Here is a 24,817-nt window from a genome sequence, read left to right as displayed (position 1 = left end):
ATCCTTACTTAGAACTTGAGGCCGGCTTCACGGGCAGCGTCGGCCAGAGCCTTGACGCGACCGTGATAGCGGAAGCCCGAGCGGTCGAAAGCCACGCTTTCGATGCCGGCAGCCTTCGCCTTCTCGGCGATACGACGGCCGATCAGTGCAGCGGCCGCAGCGTTGCCACCCTTGCCTTCCTTGTCGCCCAGTTCCTTGCGCACTTCGGCTTCCAGCGTCGAAGCGCTGGCCAGCACTTGCGTGCCGTCTTCCGAAAAAACTTGCGCGTAGATGTGCACGTTGGTGCGATGCACGGAAAGGCGATGCACCTTTTGAGCTGCCAGCTTGATACGAGTCTGGCGAGCACGGCGCACACGAGATTGTTTCTTGTCCATGTTTCGCACCCTTACTTCTTCTTGGTTTCCTTGAGGATCACCACCTCGTCCGCATAGCGGACGCCCTTGCCCTTGTAGGGTTCGGGCGGACGGTAACCGCGAACTTCCGCAGCCACTTGTCCGATGCGTTGCTTATCAACGCCTTTGATGATGATCTCCGTCTGCGTCGGGGTCTCGGCCTTCACGCCTTCCGGCATGGCATGCACGACATCGTGCGAGAAACCCAGCTCGAGCTTCAGGTTTGCACCTTCAGCCTTGGCGCGGTAACCCACGCCAACGAGTTGCAGTTTCCTTTCGAAACCCTTGCTCACACCGGTCACCATATTGTTGACCAGCGCACGTTCCGTACCGTACAGCGCATTCGCTTCGCGGCTTTCATCGGCCGGGGCGAAGGTGACGGTGCCGTCTTCGATCTTGACGATCACAAGGGGATTGATGCCGCGGGTCAGCGAACCCAGGGCGCCCTTGATCGTCAGTACATTGCCTGCCAGCGTTGCTTCTACGCCCTTCGGCAATGCAATGGGACTCTTACCTACTCGAGACATTTCAACGCTCCTCGGTTAGGCGACGTAGCAGATGACTTCGCCGCCCACGCCGGTGGCGCGTGCCTTGCGATCAGTCATCACGCCCTTCGGGGTCGAGACGATTGCAACGCCGAGGCCATTCATGACCTGCGGGATGTCGTTGCGGCTCTTGTACACACGAAGACCGGGGCGGGACACGCGCTCGAGGCGCTCGATCACCGGACGGCCAGCGTAGTACTTCAGTGCGATGTTCAACACTGCCTTCGTTTCTTCTGCTTCAACCGCGAAGTCTTCGATGTAGCCTTCGTCCTTCAGGACTTTGGCGATCGAGACCTTCAGCTTGGAAGAGGGCATCTTCACCGATGCTTTCTCAACCATCTGAGCGTTGCGGATGCGAGTCAGCATATCGGCGATAGGATCGCTCATGCTCATGGTGCTTCTCCTATTACCAGCTTGCTTTGGTCACGCCCGGGATTTCGCCACGGAAGGCGATTTCACGGATCTTGTTACGGGCCAGGCCGAATTTGCGGAAGGTACCGCGCGGACGGCCAGTCAGGTCGCAACGATTGCGTTGACGCGTCGGATTGGCGTTACGCGGCAGCTGTTGCAGCGCCAGACGTGCTTCATAACGCTCGTCTTCCGACTTGCTGGTGTCTTCGATGGTCGCTTTGAGGGCGGCGCGCTTGGCAGAAAACTTCTGCGCCAGACGGGCGCGTTTCTTTTCGCGTTCGATAAGTGCCAGTTTAGCCACGATTACCTCAGTTACGGAACGGGAATTTGAACGCCGACAGAAGGGCTTTCGCTTCTTCGTCAGTCTTCGCGGTCGTGGTGATGCTGATGTTCAGACCACGCAGCGCGTCGATTTTGTCGTACTCGATTTCGGGGAAGATGATCTGTTCCTTCACACCGATGTTGTAGTTGCCACGACCATCGAACGCACGACCCGAAATACCACGGAAGTCACGCACGCGCGGCAGAGCCACGGTGATGAAACGATCCAGGAATTCGAACATACGTTCGCCGCGCAGCGTCACCATCGTACCGATCGGGTAACCTTCGCGGATCTTGAAACCGGCAATTGCCTTGCGAGCCTTCGTCACCACCGGCTTTTGGCCAGCAATTTTCGTCAGATCGCCAACGGCGTGCTCAATGATCTTCTTGTCAGCGACGGCTTGACCAAGGCCCATGTTCAGGGTGATCTTGGTGATGCGCGGCACTTCCATGACAGACTTGTAACCGAACTGCTTTGTCAGCTCGGCGACAACCTTGTCTTTATAGAATTCTTGCAAACGGGCCATTATCTATACTCCCTGCGACTTAGGCACCGACGACCGTACCGGTCGTCTTGAGGAAGCGGACCTTCTTGCCGTCTTCGACCTTGATGCCCACGCGCGACGGCTTGCCATTGGCATCCACCAGCGCCACGTTCGACACGTGGATCGGCATCGTCTTGTCGACCACGCCACCTTGCGTACCCTTCATCGGGTTCGGCTTGACGTGCTTTTTGGCAACGTTCACGCCTTCGACGACCAACTTGTCGCCATCAATGGCCAGGACCGTGCCACGCTTGGCCTTGTCCTTACCCGTCAGCACGATGACCTGGTCACCCTTGCGAATCTTGTTCATGTGTCGGCTCCTTACAGCACTTCCGGGGCCAGCGACACGATCTTCATGAAGCGTTCGGTACGCAATTCACGCGTAACCGGCCCGAAGATACGGGTGCCGATCGGCTCAAGCTTGGTGTTAAGCAGCACGGCGGCGTTGCCGTCGAATTTGACCAGCGAGCCGTCCTGGCGACGCACGCCCTTGGCGGTGCGCACGACCACTGCGTTATAGATTTCGCCCTTCTTGACACGACCACGCGGGGCAGCATCCTTCACGCTGACCTTGATGATGTCGCCAATGCCGGCGTAACGACGCTTGGAGCCGCCCAGCACCTTGATGCACATCACTTCACGCGCACCGGTGTTGTCGGCTACTTCGAGCCGGGTTTCAGTTTGAATCATGGTGTTATCTTCCCAACTTAATCCGACACATACGCATCGGTCAGTCTTGGTCCCCGTCAGCACCAAAGGGTGCCGTTTGGGTTGAGTCGTTCAAAAGTGGACAACTTTGCTACCTCGACCAAATTCGTAGAGGATACGAATCGGCTTCGGAAGCCATCCACTCCCTTGCGAAACCAAAGACCGGTTTTAGCGAAAGAAGCGGAAAGTCCGGAATTATACATCGATAATTCCGGACTTGCAAGTCAAGCCTTCGCTTCAGCGCGCTTTAGATGACGCGAGCGGCTTCCACGAGACGGGAGACCGTCCAGGCCTTGGTCTTCGACAGCGGTCGGGATTCTTGAATCTCGACCATATCGCCTTCCTTGTACTGGTTGGTCTCATCGTGCGCGTGGTACTTCTTCGAGCGCACGATGTACTTGCCGTAGAGCGGGTGCTTCATTTGACGCTCGACCAGCACGGTAACCGTCTTGTCCATCTTGTCGCTGACAACCTTACCCACGAGGGTACGCTTCAGCGCGGTCTTAGCGGTATCGTTCATTTCTGGCTCGCCTTCTCAGTCAACACGGTACGCACACGCGCGATGTCCTTGCGCACCTTCTTCAGCTGGCTGGTGTTGCTCAGCTGTTGGGTGCCCGCTTGCATGCGAAGACCGAATTGGGCCTTCAGCAGATCCGACAGTTCCTTGTTCAGGCCGTCGAGATCCTTGGCACGAAGTTCGGATGCTTTCATTTCTAATTCTCCCCTCAGGCGCCAAGGCGACGTACGAAGAACGTCGTCTGAATCGGCAGCTTGGCAGCAGCCAGGCGGAACGCCTCGCGCGCCAACGCTTCATCCACACCGTCCATTTCGTACAGCATCTTGCCCGGTTGAATCTCGGCGACGTAGTACTCCGGGTTACCCTTACCGTTACCCATACGCACTTCTGCCGGCTTTTGCGAGATCGGCTTGTCCGGGAAAATACGGATCCAGATACGACCACCGCGCTTGATGTGGCGAGTCATGGCACGACGCGCGGCTTCGATTTGACGAGCCGTCAGACGCCCACGACCGACCGCCTTCAGACCGAATTCGCCGAACGACACTTCGTTACCACGCGTGGCAACGCCAGTGTTACGGCCCTTCTGCTCTTTGCGATACTTTCTGCGTTTCGGTTGCAGCATGATTATTCTCCAGTCTTGGCGTCGCCTTCAGGCTTGCCAGCCGGGCGTCGTGCACCACCGCGCTTCGCGCCGGCCTTATCGCCAGCATCGTCACGACGGGGGCGACGGTCGCCCGGACGCGCGTTGCGGCGCGGACGCTTATCTTCGGCCGGCTCTTCAGCCACCGGAGCGTCGTTGCGGCCCAGCGTGTCACCCTTGTACACCCACACCTTGATACCGATGATGCCGTACGTCGTCTTCGCTTCCGAAGTTGCGTAGTCGATGTCAGCACGCAGCGTATGCAGGGGCACACGGCCTTCGCGGTACCACTCGGTACGGGCGATTTCGATACCGTTCAAACGGCCTGCGCTCATGATCTTGATGCCTTGGGCACCCAGACGCATCGCGTTCTGCATCGCACGCTTCATGGCGCGACGGAACATGATACGGCGCTCAAGCTGCTGAGCGATCGAATCGGCGATGAGCTGCGCATCGGTTTCCGGCTTGCGGATTTCCTCGATGTTCACGTGCACGGGCACGCCCATGCGCTTTTGCAGCTCGGCCTTGAGGATTTCGATGTCCTCGCCCTTCTTGCCGATCACAACACCCGGACGCGAGCTGAAAATCGTAATGCGAGCATTACGTGCCGGACGCTCAATGATGACGCGGCCGACCGAAGCGTTCTTCAGCTTCTTCTTCAGATATTCGCGAACGCCGATGTCTTCCTTCAACATCTGCGCGAAGTTCTGGTTGTTGGCGTACCAACGCGAAGCCCAGTTACGACTGACCGCCAGACGGAAGCCAGTCGGATGAATTTTCTGTCCCATCGTGACCCCTTAGTTGCCCAGCGTCACAGTGATGTGACAGGTTTGCTTCTCGATGCGGTTACCACGGCCCTTAGCACGCGCGGTGAAACGCTTGAGCGAGGTCGCCTTGTCAACGAAAATGCCCTTGACGCGCAGTTCGTCGATGTCAGCACCTTCATTGTGCTCGGCGTTGGCGATAGCCGACTCGAGCACCTTCTTGATGATGACCGCGGCCTTCTTCGGCGAGAAGGTCAGGACATTGAGTGCGCGCTCCAGCGGCAGTCCACGAATCTGGTCAGCGACCAGACGCGTTTTTTGCGCTGAGATACGAGCATCGCGATGAATTGCTTTTACTTCCATGGTCGGCCCCTTATTTCTTCGCCTTCTTGTCGGCCGCATGGCCCTTGAAGGTACGGGTGAGAGCAAACTCACCCAGCTTGTGGCCGACCATGTTTTCCGTCACGTACACCGGCACGTGTTGACGGCCGTTATGCACAGCGATCGTCAGGCCGATGAAATCGGGCAGGACGGTCGAACGACGCGACCAGGTCTTGATCGGCTTTTTGTCACGCGATGCAGCCGCCGCTTCCACTTTTTTCAGCAGGTGAGCGTCGCAAAACGGACCTTTTTTAACAGAACGAGTCATTTGCTAGCTCCAATTAACGCTTCTTGCGACGCTGAACGATCATGCTGTCGGTGCGCTTGGTCGAGCGGGTACGCTTACCCTTGGTATGCTGACCCCACGGGCTGACCGGATGACGACCAGCAGCCGTACGACCTTCACCACCACCATGCGGGTGATCCACCGGGTTCATCGCCACACCGCGAACGGTCGGGCGAATACCGCGCCAACGCTTTGCACCGGCCTTGCCCAATTGGCGCAGGCTGTGCTCTTCGTTACCGACTTCACCGATGGTCGCGCGGCACTCGATGTGCACGCGACGCACTTCACCCGAACGCAGACGCACTTGAGCGTACGTACCTTCGCGAGCCAGCAGCATGGCCGACGTACCGGCAGCACGCGCGATTTGCGCACCCTTGCCCGGCAGAAGTTCGATGCCGTGAATCGTCGTACCGACCGGGATGTTACGGATCGGCAGGGCGTTACCCGATTTGATCGGGGCTTCCGAGCCGCTCACCACTTGCTGACCGACGGTCATGCCCTTCGGTGCCAGGATGTAACGACGCTCGCCGTCGGCGTAGCACAGCAGAGCAATGTTCGCGCTGCGGTTCGGATCGTATTCCAGACGCTCGACCTTCGCCGTGATGCCGTCCTTGTTGCGACGGAAATCGACGATACGGTAGTGTTGCTTGTGACCGCCACCCATATGACGGGTGGTGATGTGACCGTTGTTGTTACGGCCAGCGGTCTTGCTCTTGGTATCGAGCAGCGGGGCGAACGGCTTGCCCTTGTGCAGATCCTTGTTGACGACCTTGACCAGCGAACGGCGGCCCGGCGACGTCGGTTTCGTTTTGACGAGTGCCATGATTACTTGGCCTCCGCTTCAAAATTGATTTCCTGACCCGGCTTCAGGCTCACGTAGGCCTTCTTTTCATGGTCGCGACGACCCATGAAACGGCCAAAGCGCTTTTGCTTGCCCTTGCGGTTCAGAATCTGCACCGACTCGACTTCCACCTTGAAGAGAAGCTCAACTGCAGCCTTCACTTCTTGCTTGTTCGCGTCGCGTGCAACTTGGAACACCACTTGTTCGTTCTTGTCAGCTACCAGCGTCGCCTTTTCGGAGATCACCGGCGAGAGCAGGACCTGATACAGACGATGGTCATTTTTACGCACGTCGCTCATGACAGCATCTCCTCAATCTTGGCGATCGCGCCCTTCGTCACCAGCACCGTCTTGAAGTAGATGAGCGACAGCGGGTCGGCGAAACGCGGCTCGGTGACGGCAACGTGAGCCAGATTGCGCGAGGCCAGGAACAGGTTCTCGTCCACGCTATCCGTGATCAGCAGCACCGACTCAAGACCCATGGCCTTGATCTTTTCAGCGAGCAGTTTGGTCTTCGGCGCATCCAGCTTGATGTCCTCGACCACCGACAGACGACCTTCACGGGCGAGCTGCGACAGAATCGAGCACACACCAGCGCGGTACATCTTCTTGTTGACCTTGTGGGTGAAGTTCTCTTCCGGCGAATTCGGGAAGATACGGCCACCGCCGCGCCACAACGGGCTCGACGACATACCGGCACGAGCACGGCCCGTACCCTTCTGACGCCACGGCTTCTTGGTCGTGTGCTTGACCTGTTCACGGTCTTTCTGCGCACGATTGCCGCTGCGGGCGTTGGCTTGATAAGCCACCACAACCTGATGGATCAGCGCTTCGTTGTAGTCACGGCCGAACACGACGTCCGACGCGTTGACCGCAGCGCCTTCCTGACCTTGCTCATTCAGGAGCTTCAGTTCCATTGTTACGCTCCCTTCGCGAGTTTGGCCTTGACTGCCGTGGTCACGAAAACCTTGCCTTCGTTGGCGCCCGGAACGGCACCCTTCACGAAGATCAGGCCACGTTCAGCGTCAATGCGCGCGATTTCGAGATTCTGCACCGTCGTGGTGACGTCGCCCAGATGACCCGTCATGCGCTTACCCGGGAACACACGACCCGGATCCTGCGCCATACCGATCGAACCCGGCACGTTGTGCGAACGCGAGTTACCGTGCGAGGCGCGGCCCGAAGCGAAGTTGTAGCGCTTGATGGTACCGGCGTAGCCCTTACCGATCGACACGCCTTGCACGTCGACCTTCTGGCCCACTTGGAAGAGATCGACGCCAACGGCTGCGCCCGGCTGCAGTTCAGCAGCTTTGGCAGCGTCGACGCGGAATTCCTTGAGGATTTCACCGGCTTCGACTCCCGCTTTCGCGTAGTGGCCGGCGGCGGCTTTGGTCACGCGCGTGGCGCGACGGTTACCGAAAGTGACTTGAACGGCAGTGTAGCCGTCCGTTTCATCCGTCTTGATTTGCGTCACACGGTTGTTAGACACGTCGAGCACGGTGACGGGAATCGAATCACCGTCGTCCGTGAAAATACGCGTCATGCCAACCTTGCGACCGACAAGGCCAAGGCTCATGATTTTCTCCATTCCCGACTGCGATTGGCCGGGGCTAAATGATAAAAGGATGGTCCACGGATGTGGGCCATCTTTTAAAAACTACACTTGAGCCCGCCATTATAGACGAGCTTTTATCGCTTGACAAGTGTTGGTAAATCGCATAACAAAAGCCCCGCCGAGTCAGCATTGGCGGGGCTCTCCAGCGCAAAGGCGCTTGCAAACCTTACTGCAGCTTGATCTCGACGTCGACGCCAGCCGGCAGGTCCAGCTTCATCAGTGCGTCAACGGTCTTGTCCGTCGGATCGACGATGTCCATCAGGCGCTGGTGCGTGCGGATTTCGAGCTGGTCGCGCGAGGTCTTGTTGACGTGCGGCGAACGCAGGATGTCGAAACGCTCGATGCGCGTCGGCAGGGGCACCGGGCCCTTGACGATCGCGCCGGTGCGCTTGGCGGTTTCAACGATTTCGGCGGCCGACTGGTCGATCAGGCGGTAATCGAAAGCCTTCAGGCGGATGCGGATTTTTTGGTTCGGCATGTCAATTCTCCAAAGAGCATGGCAGCCCTCGTTCGGGTGCCGGGTAAATCACAAAGAGCAAGCACAGCTTCGGTGACGGGAGCGTCAACGCCCCCGTCATCCGTCAATCCGTCATTAGTCTTCGATCTTCGCAACCACGCCGGCGCCGACAGTACGGCCACCTTCGCGGATTGCAAAACGCAGACCTTCTTCCATGGCGATCGGCTGAATCAGGTCAACCTTGATCGACACGTTGTCGCCCGGCATGACCATTTCCTTGCCTTCCGGCAGGGAGATCGAGCCCGTCACGTCCGTCGTACGGAAGTAGAACTGCGGACGATAGTTGTTGAAGAACGGGGTGTGACGACCACCTTCGTCCTTCGACAGGATGTAGACCTCGCCCGAGAACTTGCGGTGCGGCTTGATCGAACCCGGCTTGGCCAGAACCTGACCACGCTGGACGTCTTCACGCTTCGTGCCGCGCAGCAGGATACCGACGTTGTCGCCTGCCTGACCTTGGTCGAGCAGCTTGCGGAACATTTCAACGCCCGTGCAGGTCGTCTTGTCGATCTTCGGCTTGTCGCCGTCCATGGCGATACCGACGATTTCGATTTCTTCGCCGACCTTGATGATGCCGCGCTCGATACGACCGGTCACCACGGTACCGCGACCCGAGATCGAGAACACGTCTTCCACCGGCATCAGGAACGTGCCGTCCACGGCGCGCTCCGGCGTCGGGATGTACGTGTCGAGGGCTTCAGCCAGCTTCATGATGGCTTCTTCGCCCAGGGGACCCTTGTCGCCTTCCAGCGCAAGCTTGGCCGAACCGTGAATGATCGGCACGTCGTCGCCCGGGAAGTCGTACTTCGACAGGAGCTCGCGCACTTCCATTTCGACCAGCTCGAGCAGTTCGGCGTCGTCGACCATGTCGCACTTGTTCAGGAACACGATGATGTACGGCACGCCAACCTGACGGGCCAGCAGGATGTGCTCGCGCGTTTGCGGCATCGGGCCGTCGGCAGCCGAGCAAACCAGAATGGCGCCGTCCATCTGGGCAGCACCGGTAATCATGTTCTTGACGTAGTCGGCGTGGCCCGGGCAGTCAACGTGTGCGTAGTGGCGGTTAGCCGTTTCGTACTCGATGTGTGCGGTGTTGATGGTAATACCGCGTGCCTTTTCTTCCGGTGCCGCGTCGATGTCAGCGTAGTTCTTGGCTTCACCGCCGAACTTCGACGAAAGAACCGTTGCAATAGCGGCCGTCAGGGTCGTCTTGCCGTGGTCGACGTGACCGATGGTGCCAACGTTGACGTGCGGCTTGGTCCGCTGAAACTTTTCCTTTGCCATTTCCGAATCCTCAGATACTGAATAGACGATTAAACAGTGCGCCGGGCGCTGCACCTCGTGGTGCAGACACCCGACAATTCAATTACTTGTTCTTGTTGCTGATGATGGCTTCGCTCACGTTCTTCGGAGCTTCAGCGTAGTGCTTGAACTCCATCGTGTACGTGGCGCGGCCTTGCGTGGCAGAACGCAGCGACGTCGAATAGCCAAACATTTCCGACAGCGGAACTTCGGCGCGCACGATCTTGCCGCCGCCGACCATGTCGTCCATGCCCTGGATAATGCCGCGACGCGACGACAAGTCGCCCATCACGTTACCCATATAGTCTTCCGGCGTTTCCACTTCCACGGCCATCATCGGCTCGAGAATGACCGGGCTGGCGCGGCGCATGGCTTCCTTGAAAGCCATCGAACCGGCCATGCGGAACGCGTTTTCGTTCGAGTCCACATCGTGGTACGAACCGAACGTCAGGCGAACCTTGACGTCCACCACCGGGAAGCCGGCCAGAACGCCGCTCTTGAGCGTGTCCTGAATCCCCTTGTCGACCGCCGGGATGTATTCGCGAGGAATGACACCACCCTTGATCTCGTCGAAGAATTCGTAGCCCTTGCCTTGCTCGTTCGGCTCCAGCGTAATGACGGCGTGACCGAACTGGCCGCGACCGCCCGACTGCTTGACGAACTTGCCTTCGACATCCGCTGCCGACTTGCGAATGGTTTCGCGGTAGGCAACCTGCGGCGCGCCGATGTTCGCTTCCACGCCGAATTCGCGCTTCATCCGGTCAACCAGAATTTCGAGGTGGAGCTCGCCCATCCCCGAAATGATGGTCTGACCCGATTCTTCATCGGTCTGCACGCGGAACGACGGGTCTTCCTGCGCCAGGCGGTTCAGGGCGAGGCCCATCTTTTCCTGGTCGACCTTGGTCTTCGGCTCGACAGCCTGCGAAATCACCGGCTCCGGGAACACCATGCGCTCAAGCACGATCGGGGCGGTCGGGTCACACAGCGTGTCACCCGTGGTCGCGTCCTTCAAACCAACGGCTGCGGCGATGTCGCCTGCGCGCACTTCGTCAATTTCTTCGCGCTGGTTCGCGTGCATCTGCACGATACGGCCCAGACGTTCCTTCTTGCCCTTGACCGAGTTCAGCAACGTGTCGCCCTTGCTCACGACGCCCGAATAGACGCGGAAGAAGATCAACTGGCCGACGAACGGGTCCGTCATGATCTTGAACGCCAGCGACGAGAACTTCTCGTCGTCTGCAGCGCGACGCTCGATCTGCTGTTCCTTCTCGTCCGTACCCTTGACCGGCGGAATGTCGACCGGCGACGGCAGGAAGTCGATCACGGCGTCCAGCATACGCTGCACACCCTTGTTCTTGAACGCGGTGCCGCACAGCATCGGCTGAATTTCGCAAGCAATGGTACGCAGACGAATACCTTCGATGATGTCAGCCTCGGAGAGGTCGCCCTCTTCCAGGTACTTGTTCATCATCTCTTCGCTCGACTCGGCAGCGGCCTCGACCATGCCTTCGCGCCACTTCTGGGCTTCCGCCAGCAGCTCGGCCGGAATCTCGACGTAGTCGAACTTCATGCCTTGCGACGCTTCGTCCCAAATGATCGCCTTCATCTTGATGAGGTCGACCACGCCCGTGAAGCTTTCTTCCGCGCCGATCGGCACCACCACCGGCACCGGGTTGGCCTTCAGGCGAGTCTTCAACTGGTCGTAGACCTTGAAGAAGTTCGCGCCGGTACGGTCCATCTTGTTGACGAACGCCAGACGCGGCACGCCGTACTTGTTGGCCTGACGCCAGACGGTTTCCGACTGGGGCTGCACGCCACCCACGGCACAGTAGACCATGCACGCGCCATCGAGAACACGCATCGAGCGCTCGACTTCAATCGTGAAGTCGACGTGACCCGGGGTGTCGATGATGTTGATACGGTGCTTCTGGTAATTGTTCGCCATGCCGGACCAGAAGCAGGTCGTGGCAGCCGACGTAATCGTGATGCCCCGCTCTTGTTCCTGCTCCATCCAGTCCATCGTCGCGGCGCCATCGTGCACTTCACCGATTTTGTGGTTCACACCGGTGTAGAACAAAATGCGCTCGGTCGTCGTGGTCTTGCCTGCGTCGATGTGAGCGCTAATACCGATGTTGCGGTAGCGCTCGATAGGGGTTGTACGAGCCACTTTAAGCCTCTTTCAATGTAGCCGCCATTTTTGAGGGGGCTACTAACACAAACGGGCGAGGCGCAATTTCTCATGCGCACCCGCCCCGGTTTCTGCTCTAGGTACTGCTTGCCAGCGTCAGAAGCGGAAGTGCGAGAATGCCTTGTTGGCTTCGGCCATGCGGTGAACTTCGTCACGCTTCTTCATGGCGCCGCCACGGCCTTCCGAGGCTTCGATCAGCTCACCTGCCAGGCGCAGGGCCATCGACTTCTCGCTACGCTTTTTCGCGGCCTCACGCAACCAACGCATCGCCAATGCCATACGACGCGACGGACGCACTTCGACCGGAACCTGATAGTTTGCACCGCCAACGCGGCGGCTCTTGACTTCAACCACCGGCTTCACGTTACCGAGAGCCGTGTTGAAGATTTCCAGCGGATCCTTGCCCGCCTTGGTTTGGATCTGCTCGAAAGCACCATAAACGATGCGCTCTGCAACCGACTTCTTGCCGGCAAGCATGAGCACGTTCATGAATTTAGCGACATCAACGTTGCCGAACTTCGGATCGGGCAACACTTCGCGCTTGGGGACTTCGCGACGACGCGGCATGATTTCTTCCTTAATAAATTCAGTTGGAGCTTCGCTCCAGGTCACCTACTAGCCACTTCCTGGCCGAGTGACCACTTACTCAGTGACGATGTACCACCATCACCAAACGTATGTCCGCTGAGCCGCTTAGGCCTTCGGACGCTTCGCGCCGTACTTCGAACGGGACTGCTTACGGTCCTTGACGCCTTGCGTGTCGAGGCTACCGCGCACCATGTGGTAACGCACACCCGGCAAGTCCTTCACACGACCGCCGCGAATCAGCACGACCGAGTGTTCCTGCAGGTTGTGGCCTTCACCGCCGATGTACGAAATGACTTCGAAACCGTTGGTCAGGCGCACCTTGGCAACCTTACGCAGTGCGGAGTTCGGCTTCTTCGGCGTCGTCGTGTACACACGGGTGCACACACCGCGACGCTGCGGGCAGTCCTGCAGGGCCGGGCTCTTGCTCTTGATCTGAGCAGAGGTGCGCGGCTTGCGGACCAATTGGTTAATCGTTGGCATTGTGATTTCCTAAATGTGTCAAAAGCATGAAAACCAAGGCGGGCCGTCATGCAGATTTACTGCGCATTCACCCGGCAATTCTTGCGGATTGCCCGCATCTAAACGCTTGATGCATAAGCATTTTGCATTGGACACGCGCATACCGCCGGAAAAACCGGAGCCTGCGACTATACCTCTGCTCAGCGCAAGTGTCAATGCACTTGCACGCAAATTCACCCCGTAAGTCGTTGATTGTTAACGCGTTGCCGAGCGCCGCCATGAGTCGCGACACGGCGGCATGGGTTGAGGGAATGTCCTCGCGGGTGCCAAACCGCAAACGTCGGCGTTCCGACGCGACAACCGAAATCGTTGCAACAGGAATACTCCGGGCCACCACGGGAAGCGTCCTGTGACATCAATTGGAGTGACCGCGATGTATTTTGCGATTGGAGAATGGCTCACGACCGCGCTGGCAGTGTCGAACCCAATGCCGGACCCGCACCATGCCGCGCACACACACAGCATCACGACCGACCTCAGGCAGATCACGTCGGCGCCGGTCTCAGCCAGCGCTCAACGCGCCACGCCTCGCCATGCGGACGCTGTCGCCAACGGCACGTCGTTCGACTGGTCGCGGCCCCCGGCGACCCGCGCACAGGTCTTCGCCGAGCGGCTGACGGACGTGCGGCCAGTTTGCTTGGTCGGCAGCCGCAACGACAGCGAGAATTGTCTGCTCGACCTCACCCCGGGCGCGAACGTCGACGTCAGCGCAAGCCGTCTGATGTTGGCGGGCTGCGAAGCGTCGCTCCCGGCGCCGGTCCGCACGGCGCTCTCGCGCGATGGACGCGATGCGCGCGGTCTTGAGCATGCCTTTTCCGAGACCTTCGCTGCGGAGTCGCAGGGGAAATTCTCCGTCTCGGCGATCGAGCGGCGGATCACCCAGCGCCTTCGCGAGATATCGCCGGGCACGCCGCACCTGTTGCGCCGCGCCGGTGTCTACCTCGAGATGCCGCGGGTCACGTTCTCGCGCGTGCTGACCAGCGCGCAGGAAGCCCGGCGCCATCATGTCACAGCCCCCTTCACCGGCACGCCCATCCGCCACGTCACCGGCGCGCCGGACGTGCGCGACGCCATGCTTGGGGCCTACATACGGCTCCCGATCGGGGACGGTATCTGCACCTTCCTCGTCTCGCTCGCCACGCCGAATACCGTTGAGCGGATTCGCCAGAATCCGCGCACCCACGCCGATCGGCACCTGTCAGCCCTCTTCGGCGACGTTCCGGAATACCTTCGGGCCACCCGTTTGCAGATGCGCACGGTAGGGCCGGGCGACGACATTGTGCGAACACTCGCGACGTGGCTCCATGACGGACATCAACGCTATCGCGACTTCGCCCGCAGCGAAACGCGCGAGTGTCTCGCACCGGAATCGCATCGCCACGTCGTACAGCGAGCATGCCCTCCGGCGGCCCCGCCACTAACACCCACCGCCGCACAGACGCCGCCCCAGGCCCAAGCATTGATACAGCCCGAGACGCTACCGCAGCCTGGCGCCGCCCCGACCCTCGCCCGTTCGCCACGCGCTCAACAGCCTTCGGTCGCCGAAATCGCGGAAGCCATCGCAGCGCTTGAACGTCTAGACAAACAATACCGTTCGCTGGGGCGCCCTCGCTTCGGCTGAGCCAGGCAACACATCGTCCGGCGCACGCCAGGAACGACGGCCGGGAGGCACGCCCCGGGCCGCCGTCCTGGGATGATATGCACGCCCTATCAAATCTCGCAGCCTCGCCTGTCGTGTCCGGCGTAACGGGTGTCATCCCGCGCGTTTTTCACGGAGGCGCGAATTCGTACACTCGGAGGTTTAGGCGGCGAATCCTCCTGCCCTGACGCGAGCCCACTATCAGCCATGCAGGCGAGTTTCGAAAAAGACAGCATTCTGGTGCTCGATGTCGACGGCACTCTGACCGATTCGGAGCGAATTCATCAGCGCGCGCTGCTCGGCGCCATGACGTCGCTGGAATTCGAAGACCTGAACACCGACTGGGGCAGCTACCCGCATCACACCGACACCGGCATTCTGATTCATGCCCACGCGGAGCACGGACGCGCGCTGCCGCAGCCGCACGATCTGGCGCGCTTCGAGCACGAGATCGACGAGCGCTTCACCGCGCTGCTCAACGCGCACGGTCTGGCCGAAATCCCCGGTGCTCGCGCCTTCGTCGACGCGGCACACCGCTCGCGCTGGGGGGTCGTGTTCGCCACAGGGGGCATCCGGCAGGTCAGCCATCGGAAGCTGCGTTCCGTCGCCATTGAATACACCGACGCGATGCTCATCACCTCCTCCGAGTACAGTTCACGCGAACAACTCGTCGCGGAGGCGATCAAGCGGGCACAAGCCGGCTACGGCATTACGCATCCGCGTGCGGTCGTCTCGATCGGCGACGGGATGTGGGACCTGAAAGTGGCGCGCCGTCTCGGCATCGATTTCGTTGGGATCGGCTCACGCCGCTCGCGCTCGCCGCTATGCGCCGAAGGGGTGCCCGTCTACGACGATATGTGGGATGCGATGCACTGGCTCACGCCGGGCCGCGGACGCGCATCAGGTATTCGCTTGGCGTCACGCCCATGAAGCGGCGGAACATGGTGGAAAACGCGCTCGGAGTGTCATAACCGACTTCGAGCGCCACCTGCGTGATGGGCCGCCCAGCGCCCAACATTGGCAGCGCACCCAGCAGGCGCATGTGCTGACGCCATTCCCGGAACGGCAAGCCGAACTCTGTCGTAAAGCGCCGCTCCAACGTGCGGCTCGATGCGCCGACGTCCAGCGCCCAATCCTGCAGGCTGCGGGGATCCGAAGGCGTGTTCAGGTAGATATCGAAGATTTTGCGCAGACGAGCGTCGCGCGGCACCTGCAAGTGCAGCGGCGACTCGCTCTTCCATTCCACTTCCTCGAGCAACAGTGCCATGACGAGGGCGTCCTTGCCGTCGGGCGACCAATCGGCAGGAAGCGCCATCGCGCGCAGGATCAACTCGCGCAACAACGCGGACACGCCGATGACCACCGGCGCGCTGGGCGCCGACATCCCGCATCGCGCCACGTCGACGTAGATCGTGCGCATTTCGACTCGGCCCCGCATGCGCACTTCATGCGTGACTTCCCCCGGCATCCACAGCGCGCGTTGCGGCGGTATGACCCAGAGCGACGTCTCGGTGCGCACTTCGAGAATGCCGGCACTCGCGTACATCAGTTGCGCGCGCCCGTGGCTGTGCGGGTGCACGACGAAGCCATCCGGGTAATCTTTCGCCAGCGCGCCCACGGGGCGGTCTTGTCCCTGAAATCCCAGGGGTACCCCAGTTGTGATCGGCATCGGCACCAGGCCTTTCAAAGGCGTAATTTTTGGGTCGTTTTTGGCGATCCCGCCAGCGTAACACCGGGTAGCGCCGCCCACCAAACCGAATCCCTTGCTGCGTCGGCGCAAAGCCAACACGGCTCAAAACGGCTTGACGATCACGAGCGAGACGATCGCGGCCATCGAGACCAGCGTAATGGGGAGCGCTCGCCGAAAGAGCGCCGGGGACGTCGTCACGCCATCGCGCTCCAGCCGCCTGAGCGTGGCGGACAGGCGTCCGTGCAATCCCGAGACGATCACCACCAAAACGAGCTTGGCCATCAGCCATGGCGCACTCCACCAGTTCGCCATGATGGCCATCGCGGGGCCGGTTATCCACACCACGATCAACGCGGGCGACGCCAGTCCGTAATCCGCCCGCCGCGCGATGCGCCGCCACTCGGGCTGGGTCTGACGCCCACCCAACGCCATCGCCACCAGGCCGGCGATAAACGTGATCACCGCAATCAGATGGATGGCCTTGATCCATAGATAGAGCATTGGGGATCTCCTTGCGACTCTCGCTTATTATTTCTTATATTGAAATAATTGATTGTCTTTACTCGTATTTATCACCAAACAATGAAGCAATACACTTCAACTGTCGACGATGAATAACACATCGCCTCTTTCAAAAGACAGGAGAAAACATCATGCAACGCACTCTCATTACCTCTGCCCTGGTTTCCGCAATGCTGGCCCTCTCGGCCGGTTCGGCTTTCGCCAGCGACGCGTTCGACGGCCCCTCGGAATTCTCGTGGGTGCCGCAAACCAGCGTCCTGAGCCGCGCCCAAGTGCGCCAGGAGCTGGTCCAGGCGCAACAAGCCGGTCTGGTGGTTCAACACGATGCCGTGTACCCGAAGGCCGCGCCCAGCGCCCAACCGATGGCGGCCAGCGCCCCGATCACGATGGGTTCGGTGGGTGGCCAGCAAAGCGCCGGCTCGACATATTTCGGCTCCTAATGTAACTCGCCGCGCTGCGGGCCTCCCCAAAGGGGCCGCGGCGCGGCGCGCGTTCTGCGCATAACGACGCGTCGGCGGTTGCTGGCGCTCACTGTGATCTCCGGTCGGCCTCCGACCTAAGACTCCTGTCGCTGTGCGTAGTGGTTCAACGCACAGGACTTTGCCCGTCGCTCCGGCGACGGGCTTTTTTAGCGGCCGTACCCGCATTCCGGACGCCCGCGATCCCCTGACAGGAAACGACGAAGCCCGCCAGCGCGGGCTTCTTGTCGTAGACAGGACGACGGACAACGCTTAGTTCGACAGCGACTTCGCGAGAAACTCGAGCGCGCGACCGTGGGCGAGCGCCGCCGACGGCTGATGGTAAGACGCGCGCGCCCAGCAGTTGAAACCGTGGTCGGCGTTGGGATACACGAACACTTCCGTGTTCGGACGCGACTTCACCGCTTCGCTCACCGACGTCACGATATCCGGCGTGATATGGCTATCGAGCGCCCCGTAGTGGAACTGCACCGGCACATTCAGCCGGGCGGCTTCGCCCAGATAGTTGTGAATGCCACCACCGTAGTACGGCACGGCGGCGTCGACCAGCCCGCGTGTGGCGCTCAGGTACGACAGCAGTCCGCCGAAGCAATAGCCGACGGCGGCAATCTTCGCATTGGCATCGAGCTTGCCACGCAGTGCCTTGGTCGTCGCTTCGATATCCGACACGGCCTTCTCGATGTCGACCGATTGACGCAGTTCCATCGCGCGCGCCAAATCGTCGCCCGAGTAGCCGAGTTCGACGCGCGGGGCGACGCGCCAGAAGATGTCCGGCGCGAGCACCACATAGCCGTCCATCGCGTATTGATCGGCCACGCCGCGAATGTGTTCGTTCACGCCGAAGATTTCCTGCACCAGCACGATACCCGGTGCCTTTGCGATCGGACCCGACGGCGGCAATGCCAGATAGGCATCGAAGGCGCCGTCCACGGTTTCGACACGGATCCATTGACTGTTCGACACGGAAGTTGCTCCATCAAAAAAGGGGAAATGCCCGCGCGCGACAACCACCGAGCCCCCGCAGGGATCGGACGCGACACACTTGCGCGATCGCGCGCAGTCAGGCCGAATCAGTATAGGCACTTTCGCGCTCGCGCACAGCGCTCGGCCAAGCCCGCCGCACAAGGCCCAGCAGGGGGCACGACGCGTGCCCCCTTTCGCATCTCTCGGCTCACTCTCCTTGTATCGCAGATGAGGTGAGATGCGCCGTTTCGACGACCGAACCCAAACCTTCGGATCACGCTGAGCGGGCACCGTCACTTCGTCGCTTCTTCCCTTGGCCCTCTCGCCATCCCCCGCAATGCTCCTTACATGTCGTTACCGCCCCCGGGCCGGTCAACGGATGCGCGTTACGCTTGCCACAGGCGTTCGATATCGCCGCGAGTACATTTAATACGGAGTCCATATCATGAAGATAACAACGCGCCATGCCATCAGCACCATTGCAATGTCGCTGGCATTGACAGCCACTGGCATTGCCACGGCCGACACGTTGTCGAGCACCGTGCGAGCGCAGAGCGCGCCGCCGGCGGCCGACGCCGGCAACAAGCGCGACAGGCAAGACATGCGCGACGCCATCGACCTGCCGCCCCCACCGCCGGGCATGGGTCGGCCGTTCGGCGGACCGGGTCCGCAGGGTGTGGCCGCGCCTGCCTTCGCAGCCATTCGCACCATCGACGAAATTGCGCACTGGTACCGCATTGGCGGTCATCCCGAAGATGTCTTGCCGTTCTATCGCGAAACGCTCACGCAAACGCGCGACCCGATGCTGCGCCGTCATCTGCGCGACGCCATCGCGCGCGAGGCGTTGAAACCGGCCGACACCACGGTAGCCATCGCGACATTGCGCGCGCAATTGCGCGAGGATCTCGCCGCATTGCCGCCGCCGTCGTCATCGTCACTTGACGCCAGGCGCCGCTGATGGGGTCACGCGATAACGTACGCGTCAATCCCGTGACGCCGTCATGATTTGCTCGTTCCATTGCGGCAGCCACGCCAGCAAGAACTGCGCGAAACCCTCAGCCGCCGGCGAGGCTGCACGCGAGAGCGGTCGATACACACAGACCTGACGAATCGTCTCGGGCGAGATGACGCGTCGCATCACCAGACCGAACGGCGGCGCGAGCGCCGCCACGTAGCCCGGGGTCAGCGTGGCGGCCAGCCCTTGCGACGCGACGCCGAGCGCGGTCGTCACGTTATCGACCACGTCGATAGGCGTAATGCGCGCATCGGGCGGCGCGGACAAGCGCATCTGCGCGACGCTGCGTTCGTGATCGCGGCCCGCAGCGACGAGCGGTGTATCGCGCAGATCCGCCCAGCGCACGCGACGCCGTCGCGCGAGCGCGTGGCCCGGCGCACACCACAACACCCACGGGCTGTCGAACGCTGGCGCCCCGGCGACATGCGCGCCCGTCGCGCGATTGGGGCCGATCGCCAGATCGAGGTCGCCGTTGGCCACGTGATCGACGAGCGCATCGACGGGCGTATCGACCACGCGCACCACGACCTTGGGCCGCAGGTCGGCATAAGCGCGAATCGCGGCCGGCAGCGCCATGCTCGCGAGCACCAGCGGCGCGCCCACGCGCACGATGCCGGCAGCACGATTGCGCACGTCGTCAGCCGTTTTCTCGGCCGCCTGCACATGCCGAATCACCGACTCCGCCGACGCAAGAAAATCGCGCCCGGCGCTGGAGAGCGCCACACGCCGGGTCGTGCGGTCGAAGAGCCGAAAGCCGAGGACCGATTCGAGTTCGGCAACAAGTTGACTCACGGCCGACGAGGTGAGCCCCAGGCGATTGCCCGCCTCGGCGAAGCTGTGCAATTCGGCAATGGCCACCAGCGCCTCGAACTGGCGAAGTGTGACGCGGGTCAGGGGCATGTCGTGTCGATGATCAAGTGTTGCCTACGAATGGGCCGGAATCGATGGATTGTCCCGTAGACGCGTGGCGCTCACCATCGATGTCCATACGCCCCCATGAAAGCACGGACAGTCCCGCCGAACACCGATGTCCGCGCTAAGGAACCTGTCACTGGGGATACAGGCCATGTACCCGCCCGAACAGGCGCGTCAGGCCGAGCAGTGCGTCGATGTTCGGCGTAGGAACCGACACGCGCTGACCGATCTCGCGCACCACGCTCACCAGCGCGTCGAGTTCGATGGGACGGTGAGCCTCCACGTCCTGCAGCATCGACGTCTTGAATGCCCCGAGCTTCGCCGTCACGGCATGCCGGTCGTCGGGCGACTGATCGATCGCGCAGCCGATCCTGGCCCCGATCGCCGCCGCCTCCCCCATCGCCGCCGAGCAGAACGCGCGCACGAGCGGGTCGTCCAGTAACCGGTCGATCGTCGCGCCCGTGATCGCCGACACGGGGTTCATCGTCAGGTTGCCCCACAGCTTGTACCAGATGTCGAGACGCACGTGCTCCGACGCCTTGACTTCGAAACCCGCCCGCGTCAGCAACCCCGCGAGCCGCTCCACGCGCTCGCTCGCCCCGCCGCCCGGTTCGCCGACGATGAGCCCCCGGCCCATCTTGTGATCGACCACCCCCGGCGCCGATGTCGCCGCACTCGCATGCACCACGCACCCGATCACGTTGCCCAGCGGAATCGCCGCGCCAATCGCCCCGTCCGGATCGACGCTCGCCAGCGGATCGTCGCCAAAAGGCACCACCCCCTTGCAGAACCACCACGGCACGCCGTTCATGGCGGGCAACACCAGCGTTTGCGGGCCGAGCAGGGGAGCGACGGCGCTCGCGACCTGCGTGAGCGCCGGCCCCTTCACCGCAATAACGACCAGGTCCTGCACGCCGAGCTTGCCGGCGTCTTCCAGCGGATGCGCGGCGGCCACGGGCGCCGTCGTCAGCGTCTCGCCCTGCTTCACTCGCCAGCCGTGCTCACGCAACGCCGCCAGCGTCGCACCGCGTGCCAATGCGCTCACTCGCGCCTCCCCCGCCGCCGCCAGTCGCGCTCCGAGCAAGCCGCCGATGGCGCCCGCGCCAATGATCGTCACCTTCATCCCTTCACTCCTGTCGTTGCCCCGCGAGCCGATAGTTTTCCTTGAATCGCTCCGGCACACGTTCGTCAAACCCCAGCGCCACACGGCGCACTTCGGGACTGTCGCCCGGCGGGTGCCCCACACCGAGCGCCGCCGCGCGCGGCGCGTCGATCCCCACGACCTGCCCCACAAGGCAACCGAGTCCGGTGATCTCGCACGCCACCCGATCCCCCGCGTCCACGGAGCGGGAATGACAGGGCGTACCCATCAAGATCACGTCGCCCGGCAGCAGCGTGATATGTCGCGCAATGTCTGCGATCACGTAGTGCGGGCCCCAGATCGTCTCGTCACCGATATGCGCTTCCTGCACGACGCGGCCGTTGCGATAAGTACGTAACGTCTGCTCGAACAGGTTCACGCCGCGCACGATGCCCGGACCAATCGGCAACAGCGTGTCGGCCCCCTTCACGCGCAGCATCGACCCCTGATCGGTATCGCGAAAGTCCTGCAAACCCATGTCCAGCGCCGGGCAGAACCCCTCGATGTAATCCCACGCCTCATCGGGCAGCACATTGCGGCACGTACGCCCGATCACCACCGCATACTCGCCCTCGTAGTTCAGATACCGACAATCCGCCGGCTTGAGGATCTGAGCGTCGTGTCCATTCAACGAGGTCGGCGGCTTCGTGAAATACGTCGGCGTGTCGGTCGGCTTGGGCCGGTTGCGCGTCTCCATGCTACGCGAGCGATAAGAGATATGCACGGCGATGATCTTTGACGGATCCACTGGCGGCAGGTGCGCCACCGCCTGCGGATCCACCGTACGCCCGTCGTCGAGCCGCAGCAGCCCGCGCTCGCGCCCATCCTCGACAATCGTGCCCCAGAACGCACTGCCGCCCAGCATTACGCGACGACGCTCGACGCGCGGGCCGCGCATCACGGCAGGCAATTCTCGCAGCGGAAATTCGAAGTCCATGGTTGGGCCTTGTCAGATCGTATCGAACCAGATGTGCACATTGCCGGTGCCGCGCGCGTTCTCGTATGCCGACAGCACCGTGCCCGGGTGACGGCTCGCCGCACCGCCCAGCGCCCCGATCATCTGCAGGTAATGCGCGCCGTGCGCCTCCCACGGGCGCTTGCGGTAGTCCTCGTTCCAGTTCGCCAGAATCCGGTCGTGACGCCCTTCCCGAAACGCCTCGATGGCACGCTTGTCGCTCTCGATGTTTTCAGGGCGCGACACATTGCTCTCGTGAAAGATGCGCGGATGATTGGGCTGCCAGTCGATGCCGTTGAACCGGTGACTCAACGAACCCGACGCCAGCATCACCACGCGCAGAGGACTGCGACGAATCGCCTCGCCGATCGCGTCGCCCGATTGCAGGAAGTGCTGCGTCTCACAGTTCTGACACGAACTCACGGTCACGACCGGCCAGACGTCGAGCCGCATCTGCTTGATGACGTTGATCGTCGGGTAATGGCGCGGCAAGTCGGGATGCAACACCGCGCGGGCGCGCACGCCGCGCTCGCGCGCCACGGCTTCGACGCTCAGCGCCAACTCGGGATGTCCGCGATAATCGTAAGGCACGCCATGCAGATACCAAGGCATCTCGTCGGAGATGTACATGCCCGAATAGTGCGCGCCGCCGTCGATCAGGTGATAACCGGTGGTGAACCAGTGCGAGTCGAAAATCACGATAACGTCCGGGCGCGCCGCCACGATGCGCTCACGCACCCGCGCATAACCGGCGATCAAGTCCGAATCGGAGCCCGCACCCTGCAGCACGCGGAACTCCTCACACTGCATCAGTCCAGGGTGATGCGACACCAGCGCCGCGCCGACGATCTGTCCCATGGGGCTCTCCTCTTTTCTCGTTGTGATGCCGCGGGCGCATCAGCGATGGCTGAAGCTGGCCTTGAACGGCTGTTTCGGCACGACGACATCCTTCACGTCGCAAAAGAAATCGAAGCTCCAATCGCCGCCCTCGCGTCCGATGCCGGAGCGCTTGATGCCGCCAAACGGCGCCGCCAGGTCGCGAATGCCGAAGCTGTTGATCCAGAGAAAGCCCGTGCGAACCCGCTGGGCGATGGCAATGGCGTGCGCCTCGTCGCCATAACAAACGCCGCCCAGCCCATAGTCCGTGCCGTTGGCCATGTCGACGACCTCGTCATCGCGCGCGAACGTTTGCAGCGTGAGCACCGGGCCGAAGACCTCCTGCTGCACGATCTCGTCGTGCTGACGCAGGTCGGCGAGCAGCGTCGGCGCGAAGTACTGCGCCCCGAACGGATGCCGCGTGCCGCCCCACAGCACGCGCGCGCCCCCTGCCACGGCCCGGTCGACGAAGCCTTGCACGCGTTCGAGTTGACGCAGATGGATGATCGGACCGATCTCGGTCTCCCCGTCGCGCGGATCTCCGACGACGAGACCCTCGACCAGCGCGCGCAGCTTGTCGGTGAACGCGGACGCCACGCCCGCATGCACCAGCAAACGCGTGCCCGCCAGGCACACCTGCCCGGCGTTGCGATACATCAGCGCGGCGGTGGCGGCCGCGGCGTCGAGATCGGCGTCCGCCAGCACGATGAAGGCCGACTTGCCACCCAGCTCCAGACTGCACGGCACGAGGTTGGCCGCCGCCGCCGTGGCGATCCCCTTGGCGGTCGCGACCGAGCCGGTGAACGAGATGCGCGCAAGCCGCGCGTCGCTCACGAGCGCCGCCCCGGTCACGGCCCCCGGGCCTTGCAACAGTTGCAACACGCCCGGCGGCAGCCCCGCCTCGTGCGCGCAGTCCGCCAGCAGCGAGGACGTGAGCGGCGCCCACTCCGGCGCCTTGAGCACCACCGTATTCCCGCACGCCAATGCCGGGCCGATCTTCCATGTCGCCAGCATCAGCGGCGAATTCCACGGCGTGATGACCGCCACGACGCCCGCAGGATCGTAACGCACGAGATGACGCGCCTGCGGCGTCTCGATCACACGGTCCTGCAGCGTCATCGCATGCTCGGCGAACCACGCGATGTTCTGCATCGCGCGCGGCACCACGCCATGCGCCATGCGTGAGCGCAGCACGCCGGCATCGACGCTCTCCAACGTGGCGAACGCATCGGCCCGACGCCCGATCGCTTCGGCAAAGCGCTGGAGATAGTGCAGGCGCCCTGTCGCACCGAGCGCCGCCCACGCGGGAAATGCCACGACGCCGGACGCCACCGCGAGATCGACGTGCGTCGCGTTACCGATGGCGATCTCGCCCAGACGGGTCTGGTCGATGGGTGAGACGCACGCGAACGTGTCGTCCGACGCCACGCGTCGGCCGTCGATATAGTGATCCGGCGAAACGGATACGCCGGCGACGTCAAATCGAATAGCAGTCATGCCATGTCTCGTGGGAAATGCTGGGGAAATGTTTGGGCGACGC

Annotated in this window: 34 protein-coding genes; 4 read left to right on the top strand and 30 right to left on the bottom strand. The window is 61.8% G+C overall.

The window, feature by feature from the left end; translation table 11 throughout:
• Window positions 1–8 precede the first annotated feature (8 nt).
• The 22 genes from rplR to rpsL all read right to left on the bottom strand — a co-directional run bounded on the left by rplR (window position 9) and on the right by rpsL (window position 13,043).
• A complete protein-coding gene (gene rplR, locus PSO31014_RS13765) occupies window positions 9–374 on the bottom strand; it encodes a 50S ribosomal protein L18 (RefSeq protein WP_010804121.1) in 366 nt (121 codons plus the stop codon).
• Window positions 375–385: 11 nt separating this feature from the next.
• Entirely contained in the window at window positions 386–919 is a 534-nt protein-coding gene (gene rplF / locus PSO31014_RS13760) for a 50S ribosomal protein L6 (protein ID WP_150552133.1), read from the bottom strand.
• Window positions 920–934: 15 nt separating this feature from the next.
• A complete protein-coding gene (rpsH, locus tag PSO31014_RS13755) occupies window positions 935–1,330 on the bottom strand; it encodes a 30S ribosomal protein S8 (RefSeq protein WP_017235791.1) in 396 nt (131 codons plus the stop codon).
• A 13-nt stretch (window positions 1,331–1,343) separates the two neighbouring features.
• Window positions 1,344–1,649, bottom strand: coding sequence for a 30S ribosomal protein S14 (gene rpsN, locus PSO31014_RS13750; RefSeq protein WP_017235792.1), 306 nt, complete (start codon window positions 1,647–1,649; stop codon window positions 1,344–1,346).
• 7 nt (window positions 1,650–1,656) lie between these two features.
• A complete protein-coding gene (gene rplE, locus PSO31014_RS13745) occupies window positions 1,657–2,196 on the bottom strand; it encodes a 50S ribosomal protein L5 (protein ID WP_010804125.1) in 540 nt (179 codons plus the stop codon).
• Window positions 2,197–2,215: 19 nt separating this feature from the next.
• Window positions 2,216–2,524 carry a 50S ribosomal protein L24 gene (gene rplX / locus PSO31014_RS13740; protein ID WP_017235793.1) on the bottom strand — a complete coding sequence of 103 codons (309 nt, stop codon included), beginning with the start codon at window positions 2,522–2,524 and terminating at the stop codon, window positions 2,216–2,218.
• A gap of 11 nt (window positions 2,525–2,535) precedes the next feature.
• On the bottom strand, window positions 2,536–2,904 hold the full coding sequence (gene rplN, locus PSO31014_RS13735) for a 50S ribosomal protein L14 (RefSeq protein ID WP_010804127.1): 369 nt from the start codon (window positions 2,902–2,904) through the stop codon (window positions 2,536–2,538).
• A 265-nt stretch (window positions 2,905–3,169) separates the two neighbouring features.
• Window positions 3,170–3,442: a 30S ribosomal protein S17 gene (rpsQ, locus tag PSO31014_RS13730; RefSeq protein ID WP_150552132.1), complete on the bottom strand. Its 273-nt coding sequence runs from the start codon at window positions 3,440–3,442 to the stop codon at window positions 3,170–3,172.
• Window positions 3,439–3,633 (bottom strand): 50S ribosomal protein L29, encoded by a 195-nt coding sequence (gene rpmC, locus PSO31014_RS13725; RefSeq protein ID WP_017235795.1) that lies wholly within the window; start codon window positions 3,631–3,633, stop codon window positions 3,439–3,441. Before rpmC ends, rpsQ begins: the two co-directional genes overlap by 4 nt.
• Before the next feature lie 14 nt (window positions 3,634–3,647).
• Window positions 3,648–4,064: a 50S ribosomal protein L16 gene (gene rplP, locus PSO31014_RS13720; RefSeq protein ID WP_010804130.1), complete on the bottom strand. Its 417-nt coding sequence runs from the start codon at window positions 4,062–4,064 to the stop codon at window positions 3,648–3,650.
• Between the two features lie 2 nt (window positions 4,065–4,066).
• On the bottom strand, window positions 4,067–4,870 hold the full coding sequence (gene rpsC, locus PSO31014_RS13715) for a 30S ribosomal protein S3 (RefSeq protein ID WP_150552131.1): 804 nt from the start codon (window positions 4,868–4,870) through the stop codon (window positions 4,067–4,069).
• A gap of 9 nt (window positions 4,871–4,879) precedes the next feature.
• Entirely contained in the window at window positions 4,880–5,209 is a 330-nt protein-coding gene (rplV, locus tag PSO31014_RS13710; protein ID WP_017235797.1) for a 50S ribosomal protein L22, read from the bottom strand.
• A gap of 10 nt (window positions 5,210–5,219) precedes the next feature.
• A complete protein-coding gene (rpsS, locus tag PSO31014_RS13705) occupies window positions 5,220–5,495 on the bottom strand; it encodes a 30S ribosomal protein S19 (protein WP_010804133.1) in 276 nt (91 codons plus the stop codon).
• Window positions 5,496–5,508: 13 nt separating this feature from the next.
• Window positions 5,509–6,336, bottom strand: a complete 828-nt coding sequence (gene rplB, locus PSO31014_RS13700) for a 50S ribosomal protein L2 (protein ID WP_150552130.1) — start codon at window positions 6,334–6,336, stop codon at window positions 5,509–5,511.
• Between the two features lie 2 nt (window positions 6,337–6,338).
• Complete coding sequence (gene rplW, locus PSO31014_RS13695; RefSeq protein WP_017235800.1) at window positions 6,339–6,653, bottom strand: 50S ribosomal protein L23; 315 nt, start codon at window positions 6,651–6,653, stop codon at window positions 6,339–6,341.
• On the bottom strand, window positions 6,650–7,270 hold the full coding sequence (rplD, locus tag PSO31014_RS13690) for a 50S ribosomal protein L4 (protein ID WP_017235801.1): 621 nt from the start codon (window positions 7,268–7,270) through the stop codon (window positions 6,650–6,652). Before rplD ends, rplW begins: the two co-directional genes overlap by 4 nt.
• A gap of 2 nt (window positions 7,271–7,272) precedes the next feature.
• Window positions 7,273–7,929: a 50S ribosomal protein L3 gene (rplC, locus tag PSO31014_RS13685; protein ID WP_150552129.1), complete on the bottom strand. Its 657-nt coding sequence runs from the start codon at window positions 7,927–7,929 to the stop codon at window positions 7,273–7,275.
• 205 nt (window positions 7,930–8,134) lie between these two features.
• Window positions 8,135–8,446: a 30S ribosomal protein S10 gene (gene rpsJ / locus PSO31014_RS13680; protein ID WP_017235803.1), complete on the bottom strand. Its 312-nt coding sequence runs from the start codon at window positions 8,444–8,446 to the stop codon at window positions 8,135–8,137.
• Between the two features lie 114 nt (window positions 8,447–8,560).
• A complete protein-coding gene (tuf, locus tag PSO31014_RS13675; protein ID WP_130027428.1) occupies window positions 8,561–9,769 on the bottom strand; it encodes an elongation factor Tu in 1,209 nt (402 codons plus the stop codon).
• Between the two features lie 82 nt (window positions 9,770–9,851).
• The gene (gene fusA, locus PSO31014_RS13670) at window positions 9,852–11,954 is read right to left on the bottom strand and encodes an elongation factor G (protein WP_150552128.1); all 2,103 of its coding nucleotides are present in this window, start codon (window positions 11,952–11,954) and stop codon (window positions 9,852–9,854) included.
• A 117-nt stretch (window positions 11,955–12,071) separates the two neighbouring features.
• Window positions 12,072–12,542 (bottom strand): 30S ribosomal protein S7, encoded by a 471-nt coding sequence (gene rpsG / locus PSO31014_RS13665; RefSeq protein WP_017232357.1) that lies wholly within the window; start codon window positions 12,540–12,542, stop codon window positions 12,072–12,074.
• Window positions 12,543–12,668: 126 nt separating this feature from the next.
• Window positions 12,669–13,043: a 30S ribosomal protein S12 gene (gene rpsL / locus PSO31014_RS13660; RefSeq protein WP_017232358.1), complete on the bottom strand. Its 375-nt coding sequence runs from the start codon at window positions 13,041–13,043 to the stop codon at window positions 12,669–12,671.
• A gap of 412 nt (window positions 13,044–13,455) precedes the next feature.
• Between rpsL and PSO31014_RS13655 the strand changes: the two genes are divergently transcribed.
• A complete protein-coding gene (locus tag PSO31014_RS13655) occupies window positions 13,456–14,703 on the top strand; it encodes a hypothetical protein (RefSeq protein ID WP_150552127.1) in 1,248 nt (415 codons plus the stop codon).
• 225 nt (window positions 14,704–14,928) lie between these two features.
• Window positions 14,929–15,651, top strand: coding sequence for an HAD family hydrolase (locus PSO31014_RS13650; protein ID WP_150552126.1), 723 nt, complete (start codon window positions 14,929–14,931; stop codon window positions 15,649–15,651).
• Here PSO31014_RS13650 and PSO31014_RS13645 read toward each other — a convergent pair.
• Together PSO31014_RS13645 and PSO31014_RS13640 are read right to left on the bottom strand one after the other, a co-directional pair.
• Window positions 15,599–16,390 (bottom strand): AraC family transcriptional regulator, encoded by a 792-nt coding sequence (locus tag PSO31014_RS13645; protein ID WP_246176635.1) that lies wholly within the window; start codon window positions 16,388–16,390, stop codon window positions 15,599–15,601. The genes PSO31014_RS13650 and PSO31014_RS13645 overlap by 53 nt on opposite strands.
• A 123-nt stretch (window positions 16,391–16,513) precedes the next feature.
• Window positions 16,514–16,912, bottom strand: a complete 399-nt coding sequence (locus tag PSO31014_RS13640) for a CopD family protein (RefSeq protein WP_150552125.1) — start codon at window positions 16,910–16,912, stop codon at window positions 16,514–16,516.
• A gap of 152 nt (window positions 16,913–17,064) precedes the next feature.
• Here PSO31014_RS13640 and PSO31014_RS13635 point away from each other — a divergent pair, with 152 nt between their 5' ends.
• On the top strand, window positions 17,065–17,373 hold the full coding sequence (locus PSO31014_RS13635; RefSeq protein WP_150552124.1) for a DUF4148 domain-containing protein: 309 nt from the start codon (window positions 17,065–17,067) through the stop codon (window positions 17,371–17,373).
• A gap of 291 nt (window positions 17,374–17,664) precedes the next feature.
• Here PSO31014_RS13635 and PSO31014_RS13630 read toward each other — a convergent pair whose 3' ends face one another.
• Window positions 17,665–18,375: a dienelactone hydrolase family protein gene (locus tag PSO31014_RS13630; protein WP_150552123.1), complete on the bottom strand. Its 711-nt coding sequence runs from the start codon at window positions 18,373–18,375 to the stop codon at window positions 17,665–17,667.
• A gap of 445 nt (window positions 18,376–18,820) precedes the next feature.
• On the opposite strand from PSO31014_RS13630, the gene PSO31014_RS13625 reads away from it, so the two are divergent.
• Window positions 18,821–19,333 carry a hypothetical protein gene (locus tag PSO31014_RS13625; RefSeq protein ID WP_150552122.1) on the top strand — a complete coding sequence of 171 codons (513 nt, stop codon included), beginning with the start codon at window positions 18,821–18,823 and terminating at the stop codon, window positions 19,331–19,333.
• A gap of 24 nt (window positions 19,334–19,357) precedes the next feature.
• Here PSO31014_RS13625 and PSO31014_RS13620 read toward each other — a convergent pair whose 3' ends face one another.
• The 5 genes from PSO31014_RS13620 to PSO31014_RS13600 all read right to left on the bottom strand — a co-directional run bounded on the left by PSO31014_RS13620 (window position 19,358) and on the right by PSO31014_RS13600 (window position 24,774).
• Window positions 19,358–20,290 carry a LysR family transcriptional regulator gene (locus tag PSO31014_RS13620; RefSeq protein WP_150552121.1) on the bottom strand — a complete coding sequence of 311 codons (933 nt, stop codon included), beginning with the start codon at window positions 20,288–20,290 and terminating at the stop codon, window positions 19,358–19,360.
• Between the two features lie 148 nt (window positions 20,291–20,438).
• The gene (locus tag PSO31014_RS13615) at window positions 20,439–21,428 is read right to left on the bottom strand and encodes a 2-dehydropantoate 2-reductase (protein WP_150552120.1); all 990 of its coding nucleotides are present in this window, start codon (window positions 21,426–21,428) and stop codon (window positions 20,439–20,441) included.
• 4 nt (window positions 21,429–21,432) lie between these two features.
• Window positions 21,433–22,383, bottom strand: a complete 951-nt coding sequence (locus PSO31014_RS13610; protein WP_150552119.1) for a fumarylacetoacetate hydrolase family protein — start codon at window positions 22,381–22,383, stop codon at window positions 21,433–21,435.
• A 12-nt stretch (window positions 22,384–22,395) separates the two neighbouring features.
• On the bottom strand, window positions 22,396–23,259 hold the full coding sequence (locus tag PSO31014_RS13605; protein ID WP_150552118.1) for a DODA-type extradiol aromatic ring-opening family dioxygenase: 864 nt from the start codon (window positions 23,257–23,259) through the stop codon (window positions 22,396–22,398).
• Between the two features lie 39 nt (window positions 23,260–23,298).
• The gene (locus PSO31014_RS13600; protein ID WP_150552117.1) at window positions 23,299–24,774 is read right to left on the bottom strand and encodes an aldehyde dehydrogenase family protein; all 1,476 of its coding nucleotides are present in this window, start codon (window positions 24,772–24,774) and stop codon (window positions 23,299–23,301) included.
• Between the last annotated feature and the right edge of the window lie 43 nt (window positions 24,775–24,817).

The sequence above is a fragment of the Pandoraea soli genome (assembly GCF_902459595.1).
Taxonomy (GTDB): Bacteria; Pseudomonadota; Gammaproteobacteria; order Burkholderiales; family Burkholderiaceae; genus Pandoraea; species Pandoraea cepalis.
Note: the sequence above shows the minus strand (reverse complement) of the source record. Positions and strands in the feature narration are given on the sequence as shown.

Excerpts from the sequence above, each read along its gene's own strand:
- rplR (WP_010804121.1), bottom strand. The coding sequence starts at position 374 with ATGGACAAGAAACAATCTCGTGTGCGCCGTGCTCGCCAGACTCGTATC.
- rplF (WP_150552133.1), bottom strand. The coding sequence starts at position 919 with ATGTCTCGAGTAGGTAAGAGTCCCATTGCATTGCCGAAGGGCGTAGAA.
- rpsH (WP_017235791.1), bottom strand. The coding sequence starts at position 1,330 with ATGAGCATGAGCGATCCTATCGCCGATATGCTGACTCGCATCCGCAAC.
- rplE (WP_010804125.1), bottom strand. The coding sequence starts at position 2,196 with ATGGCCCGTTTGCAAGAATTCTATAAAGACAAGGTTGTCGCCGAGCTG.
- rplX (WP_017235793.1), bottom strand. The coding sequence starts at position 2,524 with ATGAACAAGATTCGCAAGGGTGACCAGGTCATCGTGCTGACGGGTAAG.
- rplN (WP_010804127.1), bottom strand. The coding sequence starts at position 2,904 with ATGATTCAAACTGAAACCCGGCTCGAAGTAGCCGACAACACCGGTGCG.
- rpsQ (WP_150552132.1), bottom strand. The coding sequence starts at position 3,442 with ATGAACGATACCGCTAAGACCGCGCTGAAGCGTACCCTCGTGGGTAAG.
- rpmC (WP_017235795.1), bottom strand. The coding sequence starts at position 3,633 with ATGAAAGCATCCGAACTTCGTGCCAAGGATCTCGACGGCCTGAACAAG.
- rplP (WP_010804130.1), bottom strand. The coding sequence starts at position 4,064 with ATGCTGCAACCGAAACGCAGAAAGTATCGCAAAGAGCAGAAGGGCCGT.
- rpsC (WP_150552131.1), bottom strand. The coding sequence starts at position 4,870 with ATGGGACAGAAAATTCATCCGACTGGCTTCCGTCTGGCGGTCAGTCGT.
- rplV (WP_017235797.1), bottom strand. The coding sequence starts at position 5,209 with ATGGAAGTAAAAGCAATTCATCGCGATGCTCGTATCTCAGCGCAAAAA.
- rpsS (WP_010804133.1), bottom strand. The coding sequence starts at position 5,495 with ATGACTCGTTCTGTTAAAAAAGGTCCGTTTTGCGACGCTCACCTGCTG.
- rplB (WP_150552130.1), bottom strand. The coding sequence starts at position 6,336 with ATGGCACTCGTCAAAACGAAACCGACGTCGCCGGGCCGCCGTTCGCTG.
- rplW (WP_017235800.1), bottom strand. The coding sequence starts at position 6,653 with ATGAGCGACGTGCGTAAAAATGACCATCGTCTGTATCAGGTCCTGCTC.
- rplD (WP_017235801.1), bottom strand. The coding sequence starts at position 7,270 with ATGGAACTGAAGCTCCTGAATGAGCAAGGTCAGGAAGGCGCTGCGGTC.
- rplC (WP_150552129.1), bottom strand. The coding sequence starts at position 7,929 with ATGAGCCTTGGCCTTGTCGGTCGCAAGGTTGGCATGACGCGTATTTTC.
- rpsJ (WP_017235803.1), bottom strand. The coding sequence starts at position 8,446 with ATGCCGAACCAAAAAATCCGCATCCGCCTGAAGGCTTTCGATTACCGC.
- tuf (WP_130027428.1), bottom strand. The coding sequence starts at position 9,769 with ATGGCAAAGGAAAAGTTTCAGCGGACCAAGCCGCACGTCAACGTTGGC.
- rpsG (WP_017232357.1), bottom strand. The coding sequence starts at position 12,542 with ATGCCGCGTCGTCGCGAAGTCCCCAAGCGCGAAGTGTTGCCCGATCCG.
- rpsL (WP_017232358.1), bottom strand. The coding sequence starts at position 13,043 with ATGCCAACGATTAACCAATTGGTCCGCAAGCCGCGCACCTCTGCTCAG.
- PSO31014_RS13655 (WP_150552127.1), top strand. The coding sequence starts at position 13,456 with ATGTATTTTGCGATTGGAGAATGGCTCACGACCGCGCTGGCAGTGTCG.
- PSO31014_RS13650 (WP_150552126.1), top strand. The coding sequence starts at position 14,929 with ATGCAGGCGAGTTTCGAAAAAGACAGCATTCTGGTGCTCGATGTCGAC.
- PSO31014_RS13645 (WP_246176635.1), bottom strand. The coding sequence starts at position 16,390 with ATGCCGATCACAACTGGGGTACCCCTGGGATTTCAGGGACAAGACCGC.
- PSO31014_RS13640 (WP_150552125.1), bottom strand. The coding sequence starts at position 16,912 with ATGCTCTATCTATGGATCAAGGCCATCCATCTGATTGCGGTGATCACG.
- PSO31014_RS13635 (WP_150552124.1), top strand. The coding sequence starts at position 17,065 with ATGCAACGCACTCTCATTACCTCTGCCCTGGTTTCCGCAATGCTGGCC.
- PSO31014_RS13625 (WP_150552122.1), top strand. The coding sequence starts at position 18,821 with ATGAAGATAACAACGCGCCATGCCATCAGCACCATTGCAATGTCGCTG.
- PSO31014_RS13620 (WP_150552121.1), bottom strand. The coding sequence starts at position 20,290 with ATGCCCCTGACCCGCGTCACACTTCGCCAGTTCGAGGCGCTGGTGGCC.
- PSO31014_RS13615 (WP_150552120.1), bottom strand. The coding sequence starts at position 21,428 with ATGAAGGTGACGATCATTGGCGCGGGCGCCATCGGCGGCTTGCTCGGA.
- PSO31014_RS13610 (WP_150552119.1), bottom strand. The coding sequence starts at position 22,383 with ATGGACTTCGAATTTCCGCTGCGAGAATTGCCTGCCGTGATGCGCGGC.
- PSO31014_RS13605 (WP_150552118.1), bottom strand. The coding sequence starts at position 23,259 with ATGGGACAGATCGTCGGCGCGGCGCTGGTGTCGCATCACCCTGGACTG.
- PSO31014_RS13600 (WP_150552117.1), bottom strand. The coding sequence starts at position 24,774 with ATGACTGCTATTCGATTTGACGTCGCCGGCGTATCCGTTTCGCCGGAT.